The sequence below is a fragment of the Burkholderia sp. B21-005 genome (assembly GCF_020843965.1).
In the GTDB taxonomy this organism is placed as follows: Bacteria; Pseudomonadota; Gammaproteobacteria; order Burkholderiales; family Burkholderiaceae; genus Burkholderia; species Burkholderia ambifaria.
Map to the genome: position 1 here is coordinate 3,490,646 of NZ_CP086301.1, position 14,443 is coordinate 3,505,088.

Here is a 14,443-nt window from a genome sequence, read left to right on the forward strand (position 1 = left end):
CGCTCAGCTGACGAGCGCGTAGGTCGACGTCGCGTGGACGGCCATCTTGCCGTCCTCGTCGAACAGTTCGACTTCGCCGAATACCAGGTTGCGGCCCATCCGCAGCACGCGCGCGGTGACGAGCACGTCGCCCTTGCGCACCGGACGCATGAAGTTCGTGTTCAGCGATACGGTCGTCATCGGCCGGAATTCGCCGAGCGCGACCGAGATCGCGACCACCATCGCGGTGTCGGCGGCGGCCGTGAACACCTGGCCGCAGATGATGCCGCCCGAATGACGGAATTCGCCGGAAAACGGCAGGCGCATCGTCACGCTGTCGTCGCCGATCGATACGGGGACCAGACCGAGCGAGCGGACCCACGGGGCCAGCAGGCGATCCAGCAATTCGCGGACTGCGTTTTCGTCCATCTTCGAATGTCCAGAAAACGTTGCGCGACCGCCGCGCAACAGGTGTGGACGTCATCATACCGGGAGCGCGCCAACTGCGATGGCTCGCCACCGCGCCGACAGCCGCGGTCGGGGAGACGAAATATTTTCAGGAAATTCGCAGAAAGGTGTTGCAAAGACCGAAATATCCGTGCATAATCTTTCTTCTGTTGGGGGCGTTAGCTCAGTTGGTAGAGCAGCGGACTCTTAATCCGTAGGTCGAGTGTTCGAGTCACTCACGCCCCACCAGGAATTCCGAAGCCCGGTTAGCGAAAGCTAACCGGGCTTTTTCCATTTCCGGCGCCCGCCCGGCTCTCCCGCATCACGGCATGCGCATACATACATGCCCCGCTCCTGCGCTTTCCCGCTAGAATCGTCCGACAAATATCACACGACCGGCATGGTGATCGCCGTATCGCCACCGGCACTGAGAGAGCATGGGACGTCGAACATGGAATCATGTGAGCGAGACGCGACCATTCAGAGGGCATGGTCACGCCAATATCGGTGCGCACGTCGAGTCGCGCCCTCCACCCGATCGCATCCGGACGCATCGCACGACGCACGCAGCGGATCCGGTCATGCTGCGTAAGGACGCACTCGTCGCGTTCGCGCTCGGCATTGCGCTGCTCGTGGTCGCGGCCGCGCTCGCCGTCACCGCGGGCGGCGCGGCCGGCCATCTGGTCCGCACGCCGGGCACGGTCGTGCGCATCGTGCAGGACAGCGACGCGATGCGTGCATACCGCCCGATCGTCGCCTATCTCGCGAACGACGGCCGGCGCCGCGAAGTCGCCGGCAATACCGCATCGATGGTCCCGGCTTACGACATCGGCGAAAGCGTCGACGTCCTGGTCGACCCGGACCATCCGAACCGCCCCGCGCTGATCGACGATTTCGCGCAACGCTGGTTTCCCGTCGCGGTGCCCACCCTGCTCGCGGTCGCGTCGCTTGCGATCGGCAGCCTGCTGTACGTGAACGAGCGCCGCAACCGGCAAGCCGACGCGCTTTCCACACCGGCCGCCCGCAAGACGATCCGGCGCCGCTGGAACATCGCGATCGTGCTGATTCCGATTGCGATCGGCACCGGTTTCCTGGCCGGCGCCGGCGCTGTCGGGCTGCGCCAGTGGCAGATCGACCGCCATTACGCGCGCTCGACCGGCCATGTCGTCGAGATCGCCGAAACGGCCCACTCGCCCCCTGCCCGCACGTCGCTCTACTCCGTGAGCGTCGCGTTCACGACCGACAGCGGCCGCCAGGTCACGTTCGCGCAAGGCTCGGCGACATCGCAACCCGGGCTGTACGAAGGCGAGATCGTCAACGTGCTGTACGACCCCGTCACGCCCGAGCGCGCGGTCGTCGACCGGTTCTGGGATCGGTGGGCGCTCACGGCGATCCTGTTCGTGATCGGCGCGCCATTCCTGGCAGCAGGGTTGTTCGTTGCCGGGACCCTGTGGCCCGAGCATCGGCCGCACGAAATCGCTGAATGACCAACGACGGACCGGGCCGGCGACACCGCGGCCCCCGCCTCACCGCTCCCTGAACGCCTCCACCTTCGCGCGGTTCCCGCACGTACGCATGTCGCACCAGCGTCGCCCGACGCCGCGGCCGCGATCGATGAAGAACCACGTACAGCGGCCGCACTGCCGCACACGCGCGAAATCGTCACCGCGCAGCAGATGCTCGAACCCGAGCGCGGCCGCGTCGATCCAGCGCGACGCGGCGCGCGCATCGGGGCGCCACGCGAAACGGCCATCGACGGCGTCGAATGTGCTGCGCCCGATCGCCTCGCGAATCGCCACGGCGAGCCGGTCCGCCGCTCGCACGCCGGCGCTGCCGCCGTCGCCGGCCGTCAGGTGCGCGAGCGCCGCATACGCATCCTCGCGAAAGCCGTGCAGCGCAGCCAGTTCGTCGGCGCCGTCCTGCCGGGGATGACGCAGGAACCGCGTCAGGTCGGCCGCCGCCAGCAACCCGGACTTCCCGGCCCACGCGCGGACGGCCGGCCAGTCGACGAGTTTGTCCTCGTCGCGCGTCTTGCCCGTGTCGGCCACCGTGTTCAGAAAGTCGAGCGCCGGATGGCCGCCGACGAAATCAGCGGCGCTCCATGCGTGCGCCTGCCGCGCAGGCTCGTATCGAGTAACCATTTATTTGCACCTATCGGTTTCATGCCCGGACGAACCGGCGTAACCTGTTAACAACCAATATAGGTTAGCACGGAGGTACCGATGCTCGATCTCGCCAATCGCTTCATTTTCGAAGATCACCGGATCGCCTGGGGCTCGCTCGGCGAAGGGCCGCCGCTCGTGCTCGTGCACGGCACGCCGTTTTCATCGCAGGTGTGGCGCCGGATCGCGCCGTGGCTCGCGCGGCGCCATCGCGTGTTCTTCTACGACCTGCTTGGCTACGGTCAGTCGGACATGCCTGACGCGGACGTATCGCTCGGCCGGCAGAACGTGCTGTTCGGCGCGCTGCTCGACGAATGGAATATTTCGCGCCCGCGCGTGCTTGCGCACGACTACGGCGGCGCGACGGTGCTGCGCGCGCATTTCCTCGACGGCATCGCGTATTCGGACCTGACGCTCGTGAACCCGGTCGCGATCGCGCCGCAGGGCTCGCCGTTCGTGCGGCATGTCGCGCAGCACGAGGCCGCGTTCACCGGGTTGCCGGCCTATGCGCATCACGCGCTCGTGTCGGCCTATATCGGCAATGCGGTCGCGCAGCCGTTGAGCGACGACGTGCTGTCGATCTACCGCGCGCCATGGCTCACGCCCGCCGGCCAGGCCGCGTTCTATCGGCAAATCGCGCAGATGCGCCAGCGTTACATCGAGGAAGCGGAGGCCCGTTACGCGCCGCCGGACTTTCCGGTGCGCATCGTCTGGGGCGAGGACGACGGTTGGATTCCGCTCGAACAGGGGCAAGCGCTTGCCGATCGCATCGCGAACGGCAAGCTGATCAGGGTGCCGCGCGCGGGTCACCTGGTCCAGGAAGATGCGCCGGAGGCGATCGTCGTCGCCGTGCTCGACCGGTAGGCGCACCCGCGCGGGTAGAACGTGCAGGGCTGCTTACCAGGGCAGCGAATAGGTCTTCGTATTCGTGAAGCTCTTCATCGCTTCCTGCACGCCCTCCTTGTAGCCGAGGCCCGAATCCTTCACGCCGCCGAACGGCGTCAGTTCGAGCCGGTAGCCCGGCACTTCGCGCACGTTCACGCTGCCGACCTCGAGCTCCGTGATGAAGCGCGTGATGCTGTCGAAGCGGTTCGTGCAGACCGATGACGACAACGCATAGTCGGTGCTGTTCGACATCCGGATCGCCTCGTCGATGTCGCGAAAGCGCATGATCGGCGACACGGGGCCGAACGTTTCGTACTTCACAAGCGGCATGTCGGGCGTCACGCGATCGATGACGGTCGGCGAGTACAGCGCACCGTCGCGCAGGTTGCCGACCAGCAGGCGCGCCCCGCGCGCAATCGCGTCGTTCACCTGCTGCTCGCAGAACTTCGCGGCCGCTTCGTCGATCACCGTGCCCATGTCGACCGACGGATCGGCCGGGTTCCCGTACGCCCACGCACGGGTTTTCTCGACGACCAGCCCGGTGAAGCGATCGGCCACCGCCTCGTGTACGAGCATCCGCTTGATCGCGGTGCAGCGCTGCCCCGAGTTCTTGTACGAACCCGACACGGCGAGCGTGCTCGCCTCGTCGAGATCGGCATCCTCCATCACGATGATCGGATCGTTGCCGCCCAGCTCGAGCACCGCGCGCCGGTAGCCCATCCGCGACGCGATCGACTTGCCGATCGACACGCCGCCGGTAAACGTGATCAGGTCGATCGCCGGGTTCGTGATCAGCTCGCCCGCGATGTCCTTCGGGTCGCCGGTCAGCACCTGCAGCATCTGCGGCGGCAGGCCGGCTTCATACAGGATGTCCGCGAACAGGTAGCACGACAGCGGCACCTTCTCCGACGGCTTCACGACGATCCGGTTGTTGGTCGCGACCGACGGCACGACCTTGTGCGCGACCTGGTTCATCGGATGGTTGAACGGCGTGATCGCGGAAATCACGCCGAGCAGCGGCTCGCGCTGCGTGTACACGCGGCGCTTCTTGCCGTGCGGCGTCAGATCGCACGAGAAGATCTGCCCGTCGTCCTTCAGCACTTCGCCCGCGCCGAACGTGAGCACGTCGGCGACGCGCCCGGCTTCATACGTCGAATCCTTGAGACACAACCCGGCCTCGGCCGTGATCAGCGCCGCGATCTCGGCGGTGCGCGAGCGCACGATGTCGGCCGCGCGGCGCAGGATCGCCGCGCGCTCGTGGCGCGTGAGCGACGGCCGGTACGCACGCGCGACCGCAAACGCGCGCCGCACGTCGTCGAGCGTCGCCTTCGGCACGGTGCCGACGAGCGCGCCGTCGTATGGGTTGCGCACCTCGATCACCGCGTCGCGATGGATTCTTTCACCATCGATTCGCAGTGCTTCGCGATGAAGCGCGCGGACCTCCGTCGATGCTGCAATGGCGTTCATGAGTAACTCCCTGGCGGATGCGTCCGCGTCACTGCAGATGGTTGAGCGCGATGTCGATGATGTCGAAGTTACGCAGCCGCGCGCGGCCCGTGACGGCGGTCGCGACCGGCTTGCTGAAAATCAGCGGCACGATCTGCTCGGAGATCCCGCCGTGCGAGCGCAGCGGCACGTCGAGCCCCGACAGGTCGTGCTTGATGCGGCGCGTGCCGAGCACGACGTCCTGCTTCGAGATCACGATCAGGTCGCCCATCCGGTCGGGCGGCAGCTCGAAGCGCGCGCAGCCTTCGGCGCCCGTCAGCACGACCTCGATGCCGTCCACCGCGGCAAGCCGCGCGCGCAGCGCGTCGACCTGGGCGGAATCCGGCACGTAGACGGTCGCGAACGAGCCGAGCGCGCCGTGATGCACGACGTACGGATCGGTGATCGGCAGGATCACGCGCGCCGCGTCGTGGCCGAGCCACGCGTCGAACAGCTCCTGCAGGTAGATCACGTTCGGCTCGCCAGTTTCGTCGTCGTGCTTCGCGTTCATCCCGTGGTCGGCCGTGATCGCGACGATCGCGCCGAGCTCGTCGAGCCGCTTCAGATACGTGTCCATCATCTGGTAGAACGCGTTCGCGCCGTCGGTGCCGGGCGCGCACTTGTGCTGCACGTAGTCGGTCGTCGACAGGTACATTAGGTCGATCGGCCGGGTCTCGAGCAGGCGCACGCCGGCCGCGAACACGAATTCCGACAGGTCGGCGCTATACACGCTCGGCACCGGCTTGCCGACCAGCTCGAGCACGTTGTCGATGCCGTTTTCCGAGAGGCTCGCCTCGTCGGCCTTCTCCGACGAGAAGCAGATGCCCTTGAGCCCCTTGCCGAGCAGGCGGCGCAGCTTGTCCTTCGCGGTGACGACCGCGACGCGCGCGCCCCGCTCGGCGAAGGTAGCGAGCACGGTGGGCGCGACGAGGTACTTCGGATCGTTCATCAGCACCTCGGCGCCGGTGTCGCGATCGTAGAAGTAGTTGCCGCTTATCCCGTGGATCGCCGGCGGCACGCCGGTAACGATCGACAGGTTGTTCGGGTTCGTGAAGCTCGGCACCACGCACTCGCCCTTGAGCGCCGTGCCCGGCCTCAGCAGCGTGCGCAGGAACGGCGCGACGCCGGCCTCGGCCGCCATCTCGAGATATTCATACGCGCAGCCGTCGACGCAGACCACCACCACGGGGCGGCTCATCCAGTTGTAGCGACGGCCGTTCACTTCCACGGATACAGGCGTTTCACTCATGACGTTCATTCCTTTCGGTTCGAAGAGGGGTTGAGTCGTCGGCGCCCGCGCCGCGCCGATGGGGGTGTTCCATGCTTGACATTAAAATTGATGATTTGTAGATTGTCAACAATAGGCAGAGAACAGAAAGCAGGATGTGTCAGCACGACGAGGATCTGTACGACCAGTGGGTGTACAGCGCACGACGCAATGGCGCTTCACGGCGGCGCTCGACGCGGCCGTCGCGCAATACGTCGACGAAGGCGGCCTCGCCGCGCGCGGCGGACGGTTTTATCAGGAGGTCAAAAAGCGCGGCTACATTCTGTATCCGGGCAAGCTGACCGAAGTCGACACGTTCCGCGTCGGCTGCATCGGCCACTTCGGCGAAGCCGGCATTCCGGGCGCGGTCGCCGCGATCGCCGACACGCTGAAGGCGATGGGCGTGCGCCGCGTGTCCGCCGAAGCGGCAGCCTGACACGACGCACCCGGCCGCATCGCGGCGCGCGGCCCACCGCCGCGCGCCGCCGTGCGGCGGTTTCGCTTTCGTTTTCCCGCCGTGCGCGGCACGGCAACCCGACTCTTACCGGCACGACACCCGATGCGACCCTTCTGGATCGAACAAGCACTGTTCAACGACGGCGATCTCGCCCCCGCGCTGCAGGGCGCGACGCAGGCCGACGTCTGTATCGTCGGCGGTGGCTTCACCGGGCTCTGGACCGCGATCCAGGCGAAGCAGCAGAACCCGGCGCTCGACATCGCGATACTCGAGGCCGACCTGTGCGGCGCCGGCGCGAGCGGACGCAACGGCGGGTGCCTGCTCACGTGGTCCGCGAAATTCCTGACGCTGCGCCGGCTGTTCGGCGAAGCGGAAGCGATCCGGCTCGTGAAGGCGTCGGAGGCGGCCGTCCAGCACATCGCCGACTTCTGCCGCGCGCATCGCATCGATGCCGAACTGCGGCTCGACGGCACGCTGTACACGGCGACGTCGCGCGCGCAGATCGGCACGCTCGCGCCGGTGCTCGACGCGCTCGCCGCGTGCGGCATCCACAGCTACGAACCGCTGCCGGCCGCCGAAGTCGCGCGCCGCTCGGGCTCCTCCCGCAATCTCGACGGCGTGTACTCGCCGATCGCCGCGACCGTGCATCCGGGCAAGCTGGTACGCGGGCTGCGCCGCGTCGCGCTCGACATGGGGATCCGGATCCACGAGCGCACGCCGCTCGTCGACTTCACGCCGGGGCAGCCGGCCGTCGTGCGCACGCCGTCGGGCAGCGTGCGCGCGGGCAAGCTGGTCTTTGCGATCAACGCGTGGATGGCGAGCCGCTTCCCGCAGTTCGAACGCACGATCGCGGTCGTGTCGAGCGACATGGTCATCACCGAGAAATGCCCGGAACTGCTCGAGAAGACCGGGCTCGTGGACGGCGTGTCGGTGCTCGATTCGCGGATCTTCGTGTACTACTACCGCACGACGGCCGACGGTCGGCTGATGCTCGGCAAGGGCGGCAATACGTTCTCCTGGCGCAGCCGCATCGCGCCGGTGTTCGACCGGCGCTCGCCGTACGAGGCGCAGCTCACGCGGAGCCTGCGCGACTTCTTCCCGTCGCTCGCGGGCGTGCCGGTCATCGCGAGCTGGAACGGCCCGTCGGACCGCTCGGTGACGGGCTTCCCGTTCTTCGGCCGCCTCGACGACGCGCCGAACGTGTTCTACGGCTTCGGCTATTCGGGCAACGGCGTCGGGCCGACCTACATGGGCGGGCAGATCCTGTCGTCGCTGGTGCTCGGCCTCGACAACGCGTGGACGCGCAGCCCGATCGTGCGCGGCCCGCTCGGCCATTTCCCGCCGGAGCCGATCCGCTATGTCGGCGCGCACGTCGTGCGCAACGCGATCCGCCGCAAGGAGCGTGCGGAAGACGAGAGCCGGCGGCCGGCGGCCGTCGACACGTGGCTCGCGAAATTCGCGAGCGCGGCGGGGAAGGCGGACAAGGGGTGACGAAGCGTCGGCGTCACGCCGCGCCGATGCGATGACGCGACGCGCAAGAAAAAAGGGACGCTGCGAAGCGTCCCTTTGCTTTGGGTGCGGCGGCCTGTGCAGCCGCGTTACACGCGCTCGGCTTTCTCGCGCGCCGCCTTGCCCGTCGCGGGCAGCCCCTGCTCGTGCGTGCGGCGCATCCGCGCGAGGCCGTGCGCGACGTGCTCGCGCACGAGCGCGACCGCCTTCTCCTCGTCGCCGCTCGCGAGCGCCTGCACGATCTTGTCGTGCTCGGCCGCGGACACCGCGATGGCATCCTCTTCCGCCTCGATCGCGGCCTGGCGCAGCAGCCCGAGCTGGCGCACGAGCCGGCGATAGGTGTCGGTGAGGTGCGTATTGCCGACGCCGACCACCATCGCGTCGTGGAACTGCACGTTCAGCTCGGTGTAGCGCGTGACGTCGTGCGCCTTCGCGGCTTGCTTCATCGACTGGATGATGCCCTTCAGCACCTTCAGCGTGTCGGGCGAAATGCGCTTCGCGAGCGCACGCGCGACCGACTCGTCGAGCATCGCGCGCACTTCGTAGATTTCCTCGGCCTCGCGCAGCGGCACGACCCGCACCGTCACGCCGCGGTTCTTCTCGTTGCGCAGCAGCCCGGCCTGCTCGAGCGCGCGGAACGCTTCGCGCACGGGGCCGCGTGACACGTTCAGCTTGGTCGCGATATCGACTTCGTTAAGCTTCTCGCCCGGGGCGTATTCGCCGGACACGATCGCGCGCTCAAGCATGTCCTGCACGATCATCGCGAGCGACTGGCTTTGCAGGAGTTCGATGGCGTTGAGTGCGGTCGGGGCGATCATGGTCGGGCAGGCAACGAAGCGGCGGGTGAGAACGAAGGCGCCATATCGGCGAATGGTCCCTGTATACCCTCGGCCCGATATATTGTCAACAGTTTTCAGTTTCCAAAAACCAATCGCGCGGCCGGCGTGAATATGCCGGACCGCGCAATGTTAGCCCGCCGTCAGACTGTCTGCTTCACCGGCCCCGGGTCGCTCTGGCTCGGCCGGCCCGTCTCGACGTGGCCCGCGAAGCGGCGCACGACCTTGTCGTCGCCGCCGCGCAGCGTCGTCGCGGTGATCGTCAGATCGTACCAACCGTGGCTCGACGACAGCTCGAAGTGATCCTCGATGCGCGCGCCCGGCTCCAGCGTGTAGGTGCGCGCATGCGCGTGGCTGTACGCGTTGTCGACGACCACACGGCACGCCGCACGGCCGCTGTTGCGCAACTGGAGGTACACGTGGCGGTTGCGCACGTCGTAGCCGATCTTCGCTTCCGGGTTCGCGTGGCTGCCGTCTGCGGCCAGCCGCGTGTTGCCCTGGAACTCGCACAGATAGCCGTTCGGGCCATAGGCGGCGAGATGGTAGTCGCCGCGCGCGGCCGACGTGCTCCAGGTATCGGCGAAGCGGTCGTGCGAGGACACCGCGTAGCGGCGCGGCGGCGGCGCCGGATTGCGGCGGTCGTACACGTAGAACGCGGCACCCGCGTCACCCGAGTTCGCGAAATCGAGCGACACGCTGTCGTCGCGGCCGTTCACGCGGGCATGCACGAACAGCTCGTACGGCAGTGCGCGCGCCGGACGCGTGCCGGGCTCCTGCGCCGGCATCGACTGCTGCGCGGGCACTTGATACGCGTGGCCGGCGGTGGCGATGTGCTGCGGCACCGTGAAGCTCACCGTGCGCGTATCGGGGCGCGCGGAGAAATCGAACGCCGACGTGAGGTCGCCGCAGACCGACCGGCGCCACGCGCTGATGTTCGGCTCCTTCACGCCGAAGCGCGCTTCGAGGAAACGCAGCACCGACGTGTGATCGAACGTCTCCGAGCAGACCCAGCCGCCCTTCGTCCACGGCGAGATGATGATCAGCGGCACGCGCGGCCCGAGGCCGATCGGCTGAAGGCCGCCCGGGTCCGCGCCCGGCACCAGCGGGCTCATCTCGCCGGGGTACTTGTTCAGGTCGAGCAGTTCGTCGCCGAGGTTAGACAGCAGGTTCGACGACACGATGCCCTGGCCGCCCACGCCGCTCGTGACCGGCGGCACCGGCGGCACGACGTGGTCGAACAGCCCGTCGTTCTCGTCGTAGTTGAGGATGAACACCGTCTTCGCCCACACCTCGGGGTTCGACGTCAGCGCCTCGAGCACCATGTTGATGTAGAACGCGCCGTCGGTCGGCGACGCCTGCGGGTGCTCGCTGTACTTGTACGGCGACACGATCCACGATACCTGCGGCAGCCGGTTCGCCTGCACGTCGGCCTTCAGCTCGGCGAGCGTGTGGTCCGACGCGCCCTTGTCGACCAGCGGGCCGCTCGCGCCTTCCTTCACCTGGAAGCGCTTGAAGAACATCAGCGAATTGTCGGTGTAGTTGTCGGTCGGATCGCCCGGAATGCCGGTGCCGCCCTGGTACACCTTCCAGCTGATCTTCGCGTCCTCGAGGCGTTCGGCGTAGGTCGTCCACGTATAGCCGTTCACGTTGTTGCGCTCGCCGATGCCCGGGCCGTTCGGCTGGTTGCCGTAGATATTGCGCGGGTCGATCGTGCCGGTCCACAGGTAGATGCGGTTCGGCGCCGTGTCCGCGTGCGCGGAGCAGAAGTACGAGTCGCAGATCGTGAACGCGTCGGCGAGCGCGTAGTGGTACGTGAGGTCCTGACGCTTCAGGTAGCCCATCGTCAGCACGTCCTGCTTCTGGTTCACCCACTGGTCCCACTGGCCGTTGTTCCAGGACAGGTGGCCGCTGCTCCAGCCGTGGTTGGTGCCCGGCTGGAATTCGGTCGTCTGCTTCGGGTCGAGGTAGAACGGCAGCACGTACGGCGCGGCCGGGTCGAGGCCGCGCGAATGGTAGTTCTTCGTGAACACCGACGCCGGCGGCTGCTGCCACACCGGCGCACCGCTCGGCAGCAGGTGCGGACGCGGGTCGTTGAAGCCGCGCACGCCGCGCAGCCCGCCGAAGTAGTGGTCGAACGAGCGGTTTTCCTGCATGAAGATCACGACGTGTTCGACGTCGCGAATCGTGCCGGTGCGATATGCGGCCGGCATGGCCAGTGCGTTGCGGATCGCGGGCGGGAAGCCGGCGTAGGCGGCCATCGCGCCGGCCGACTGGGCGGCAAGGCGCAGGAAATCGCGTCGATTGTTGGCGGACATGAAGAGGATCCTGTGGGTCGGTAAGGGTGGCGCCGGTCGAGCGGGGCCGGCGGTCGTGCGTTGCCGCTATTAGTCCGCACCGGCATGTCCCGGCCGTGACCGGTTCCAACAGGTTTCTTGCGCTTACCCCCAGCTTTTTTTCGAAGCGGCGCACGACGCGCCTTTCATCCGGCCGACACATGCGTACGCTACGCTGACGCGCGATGAAGAGGGGGGAGAAGCCGAGTCGTGTTCGATCAGCTGAAGGCGTTCCACGCGACCGTCAGGCAGGGCAGCATCACGCGCGCCGCGCGCCATCTGGGCGTGAGCCAGCCGACGATCGCCGCGCAGATCCGGCAGGTCGAGCAGTTGTACGGCGTCGAGCTGTTCTACCGCAGCGGCCGCAAGCTCGAGGTCACCGAGACCGGGATCGAGCTGCTGCCGCTCGTCGAGAAAATGATCGCGCTCGAGGCGCAGGCCGACATCATGCTGCGCAACGTCGGCGGCCTGTTCGAAGGCCATCTGCGGATCGGCGCGACGGGGCCGTACTACATCATGGACGCGGTCGGCCGCTTCTCGCACGCGCATCCGTCGATCGCACTCACGTGCCGGATCGGCAATTCCGAGGAAATCCTGCTGGCGCTGCAGGAATTTCGCATCGACCTCGCGGTGTCGTCGCAGCGCAATGACGCGGACGGCCTCGAACGCAAGGTGATCTCCACCGATCCGCTCGTGCTCGTCGTGCATCGCGACCATCCGCTCGCGCGCTTCGACGCGATCGACGCCGCGCAGCTTGCCGATGTGCGGCTGCTGATCCGCGAGGAAGGGTCGGTCACGCGCCGCTGCACGGAGACGATCCTCGCGGCGGCCGGCGTCGCGGCCACGTCGGTCGCCGAGATCGGCAGCCGCGAAGCGATCCGCGAGGCGATCCTGCATGGCGTGGGCGGGAGCCTGTTTCCACGCGGCGAGGCCGAGCGCCATCCGGACCTGCGCGTCGTCGCGCTGCGGGGCGTCGACACGACGATCGACGAATACGTGTACTACCTGAAGGCGCGCCGCCAGAGCCCCGCGATCGATGCGTTCCTCGCGTGCATCCTGCGGGCGCAGCCCGCCACGCACGACGCGGCACGGCAGGTGAACGCGCGCTGAGCCGCCGCGCGTTCACCGGTTTCGCGTATTGCCTGTCGCACTTCCCTGCCCTTTCCGGCGCTTTTCCCGCGCCTTCCCTCGTTGTCGTCCTCGTGCCTTCGTTGTTGCTTCCTTGTTGCTTCCCGTCGCGCGTTATTTCGGCAGCGCAGGGATCATCCACGTCAGCACGTGCTGCTGCAGGAACACCAGCACGCCGAGCAGCAGCGTGAGGATCACGCTGTGCCAGAAGGTGCGCGCGAACACGACGCCTTCCTGCCCTTTCAGGTCGGTCGTCGACACGCCCGTCGCGATGTTCTGCGGCGAGATCATCTTGCCCATCACGCCGCCCGACGAGTTGGTCGCGGCCATCAGCACCGGATCGAAGCCGAGCTGGCGAGCGGCGACGACCTGCAGGTTGCCGAACAGCGCATTGCCGGACGTGTCGCTGCCGGACAGGAACACCGCGATCCAGCCGAGCGACGCCGACACGAGCGGGAACAACGCGCCGGTCGACGCGACGCCGGTGCCGAGCGTGTAGCTGATCCCCGAGTAGTTCAGCAGGTACGCGAGCCCGACGATCATCATCACCGTGACGATCGCGATCCACGTTTGCCGCCACGTCTTGACCACGCATTCGAAGAACGCGCCGATGCCGGTGCGCGTCAGCACGGCCGTGATGATCGCCGACAGGAGGATCGCGGTGCCGGTGCCGAGCGGCTGGAAGTCCCAGATCGCCGCATACGGCTTGTGGTACAGCGACACGAACACCGCGTTGTGCAGGCCCGGCCACTTGATCTTCACGTCGCCGATCGCCGCGATGTTCGCGTGCACCCAGACGATCACGACCACCGACACGACGAGCCACGGCAGCCAGCCGCCGAAGCCCGCGCGCGCGGCGCCGGCCGTGGCCGGCACGCTGCGCGCGAGCGCGTATTGCGGATCGGGTTGCGGCTTCCACACTTGCAGGAAGCCGATCGTGACGATCAGCGACGTGAGTGACGACAGCACGTCGGTGAGCTGGTACCCGAGGAAGTTCGACGTGACGAACTGTGCGATCGCGAAGCTGGCGCCCGACACGAGCAGCGCGGGCCACAGTTTCGAGATCGAGCGCAGGCCGCCGTATGCGCCGACCACGTAGAACGGCAGCAGCAGCGCGAAGAACGGCAGTTGCCGGCCGACCATCGCGCCGAGCGTCGCGGGCGGCAGCGACGTGACCGCGCCGAGCACGGTGATCGGCACGCCGAGCGCGCCGAACGCGACCGGGGCCGTGTTGAACAGCAGCGTGTAGGTGAGCGCTTCGAGCGCGGGGAAGCCGAGCGCGATCAGCAGCGCGCTGGTGATCGCGACCGGCGTGCCGAAGCCGGAGATCCCTTCGAGCAGACAGCCGAACGAGAATGCGACGACGAGCAGCACGAGGCGGCGGTCGTCGGGCAGGTTGTCGAGCATCCACTGCCGGAACTGGTCGAAGCGGCCTGACTTCACCGCGATGTTGTACAGCAGCAAGGCGTTGAACACGATCCACATCACCGGCACGAGCGCGAGCGCCATGCCGGCGCCGACCGCGTTGAACGCGAGGCCGACCGGCATGCCCCACGCACCGATCGCGACCGCGAGGCCGGCGACGAGCCCGGCCAGCGACGCCTGCCACGCCGGCCGGCGCAGCACGCCGAGCGCGATCAGCGCGACCGCGATCGGGATCACCGCGACGAGGAACGACAGGAGCAGCGAGTTGGCGATAGGCGTCAACGGCTGCGCGAACAGGATGCCGGGCGGCGGGGCTGCGGTGGGATTCATCGTGTCTCGTGTCTCCGTGTCGATAGGAGTTAGCGCTTCAGCGCTTACTCCTATCCCATGCTTCGCGGTCGACGGGAGTTAGCGCTTCAGCGCTTGCTCCTGTCCCATGCTTCGCGGTCGATAGGAGTTAGCGCTTCAGCGCTTGCTCCCGTCCCATGCTTCGCGATCGAAAGGAGTTAGCGCTTTAGCGCTTGCTCCCG

At 67.4% G+C, this 14,443-nt stretch carries 11 protein-coding genes, 1 tRNA gene and 1 pseudogene; 6 read left to right on the forward strand and 7 right to left on the reverse strand.

Annotated features, from left to right (window positions below; all coding sequences use genetic code 11):
• Window positions 1-3 precede the first annotated feature (3 nt).
• Window positions 4-408 carry a PaaI family thioesterase gene (locus tag LMA02_RS16235; protein WP_040142566.1) on the reverse strand — a complete coding sequence of 135 codons (405 nt, stop codon included), beginning with the start codon at window positions 406-408 and terminating at the stop codon, window positions 4-6.
• 191 nt (window positions 409-599) lie between these two features.
• Here LMA02_RS16235 and LMA02_RS16240 point away from each other — a divergent pair.
• Both LMA02_RS16240 and LMA02_RS16245 read left to right on the forward strand, forming a co-directional pair.
• Window positions 600-675 (forward strand) — tRNA-Lys (locus tag LMA02_RS16240).
• 188 nt (window positions 676-863) lie between these two features.
• Window positions 864-1,913: a DUF3592 domain-containing protein gene (locus LMA02_RS16245; RefSeq protein WP_228906240.1), complete on the forward strand. Its 1,050-nt coding sequence runs from the start codon at window positions 864-866 to the stop codon at window positions 1,911-1,913.
• Between the two features lie 39 nt (window positions 1,914-1,952).
• Here LMA02_RS16245 and LMA02_RS16250 read toward each other — a convergent pair whose 3' ends face one another.
• Window positions 1,953-2,567 carry a CGNR zinc finger domain-containing protein gene (locus tag LMA02_RS16250; RefSeq protein ID WP_228906242.1) on the reverse strand — a complete coding sequence of 205 codons (615 nt, stop codon included), beginning with the start codon at window positions 2,565-2,567 and terminating at the stop codon, window positions 1,953-1,955.
• An 81-nt stretch (window positions 2,568-2,648) separates the two neighbouring features.
• Between LMA02_RS16250 and LMA02_RS16255 the strand changes: the two genes are divergently transcribed.
• Entirely contained in the window at window positions 2,649-3,452 is an 804-nt protein-coding gene (locus LMA02_RS16255; RefSeq protein WP_228906244.1) for an alpha/beta fold hydrolase, read from the forward strand.
• Between the two features lie 33 nt (window positions 3,453-3,485).
• On the opposite strand, the gene phnY is transcribed toward LMA02_RS16255, so the two are convergent.
• Entirely contained in the window at window positions 3,486-4,940 is a 1,455-nt protein-coding gene (gene phnY, locus LMA02_RS16260; protein WP_228906245.1) for a phosphonoacetaldehyde dehydrogenase, read from the reverse strand.
• A 28-nt stretch (window positions 4,941-4,968) separates the two neighbouring features.
• On the reverse strand, window positions 4,969-6,207 hold the full coding sequence (gene phnA / locus LMA02_RS16265; protein WP_228906251.1) for a phosphonoacetate hydrolase: 1,239 nt from the start codon (window positions 6,205-6,207) through the stop codon (window positions 4,969-4,971).
• Between the two features lie 152 nt (window positions 6,208-6,359).
• On the opposite strand from phnA, the pseudogene LMA02_RS16270 reads away from it, so the two are divergent.
• Together LMA02_RS16270 and LMA02_RS16275 are read left to right on the forward strand one after the other, a co-directional pair.
• Window positions 6,360-6,661: pseudogene (locus LMA02_RS16270) on the forward strand (2-aminoethylphosphonate--pyruvate aminotransferase); the annotation flags it as partial.
• Between the two features lie 123 nt (window positions 6,662-6,784).
• A complete protein-coding gene (locus LMA02_RS16275; protein ID WP_228906252.1) occupies window positions 6,785-8,173 on the forward strand; it encodes an FAD-dependent oxidoreductase in 1,389 nt (462 codons plus the stop codon).
• Window positions 8,174-8,280: 107 nt separating this feature from the next.
• Here the strand turns inward: LMA02_RS16275 and LMA02_RS16280 are convergent, their stop codons facing one another.
• A complete protein-coding gene (locus LMA02_RS16280) occupies window positions 8,281-9,009 on the reverse strand; it encodes a phosphonate utilization associated transcriptional regulator (protein ID WP_228906254.1) in 729 nt (242 codons plus the stop codon).
• A 161-nt stretch (window positions 9,010-9,170) separates the two neighbouring features.
• Complete coding sequence (locus LMA02_RS16285; protein WP_228906255.1) at window positions 9,171-11,342, reverse strand: phosphocholine-specific phospholipase C; 2,172 nt, start codon at window positions 11,340-11,342, stop codon at window positions 9,171-9,173.
• A gap of 228 nt (window positions 11,343-11,570) precedes the next feature.
• On the opposite strand from LMA02_RS16285, the gene LMA02_RS16290 reads away from it, so the two are divergent.
• A complete protein-coding gene (locus LMA02_RS16290) occupies window positions 11,571-12,470 on the forward strand; it encodes a LysR family transcriptional regulator (protein ID WP_228906257.1) in 900 nt (299 codons plus the stop codon).
• 132 nt (window positions 12,471-12,602) lie between these two features.
• Here the strand turns inward: LMA02_RS16290 and LMA02_RS16295 are convergent, their stop codons facing one another.
• The gene (locus tag LMA02_RS16295) at window positions 12,603-14,243 is read right to left on the reverse strand and encodes an L-lactate permease (RefSeq protein ID WP_228906259.1); all 1,641 of its coding nucleotides are present in this window, start codon (window positions 14,241-14,243) and stop codon (window positions 12,603-12,605) included.
• Between the last annotated feature and the right edge of the window lie 200 nt (window positions 14,244-14,443).

What these genes read in the sequence shown, in the direction of transcription:
- LMA02_RS16235 (WP_040142566.1), bottom strand. Translation starts at nt 408, where the DNA reads ATGGACGAAAACGCAGTCCGCGAATTGCTGGATCGCCTGCTGGCCCCG.
- LMA02_RS16245 (WP_228906240.1), top strand. Translation starts at nt 864, where the DNA reads ATGGGACGTCGAACATGGAATCATGTGAGCGAGACGCGACCATTCAGA.
- LMA02_RS16250 (WP_228906242.1), bottom strand. Translation starts at nt 2,567, where the DNA reads ATGGTTACTCGATACGAGCCTGCGCGGCAGGCGCACGCATGGAGCGCC.
- LMA02_RS16255 (WP_228906244.1), top strand. Translation starts at nt 2,649, where the DNA reads ATGCTCGATCTCGCCAATCGCTTCATTTTCGAAGATCACCGGATCGCC.
- phnY (WP_228906245.1), bottom strand. Translation starts at nt 4,940, where the DNA reads ATGAACGCCATTGCAGCATCGACGGAGGTCCGCGCGCTTCATCGCGAA.
- phnA (WP_228906251.1), bottom strand. Translation starts at nt 6,207, where the DNA reads ATGAGTGAAACGCCTGTATCCGTGGAAGTGAACGGCCGTCGCTACAAC.
- LMA02_RS16275 (WP_228906252.1), top strand. Translation starts at nt 6,785, where the DNA reads ATGCGACCCTTCTGGATCGAACAAGCACTGTTCAACGACGGCGATCTC.
- LMA02_RS16280 (WP_228906254.1), bottom strand. Translation starts at nt 9,009, where the DNA reads ATGATCGCCCCGACCGCACTCAACGCCATCGAACTCCTGCAAAGCCAG.
- LMA02_RS16285 (WP_228906255.1), bottom strand. Translation starts at nt 11,342, where the DNA reads ATGTCCGCCAACAATCGACGCGATTTCCTGCGCCTTGCCGCCCAGTCG.
- LMA02_RS16295 (WP_228906259.1), bottom strand. Translation starts at nt 14,243, where the DNA reads ATGAATCCCACCGCAGCCCCGCCGCCCGGCATCCTGTTCGCGCAGCCG.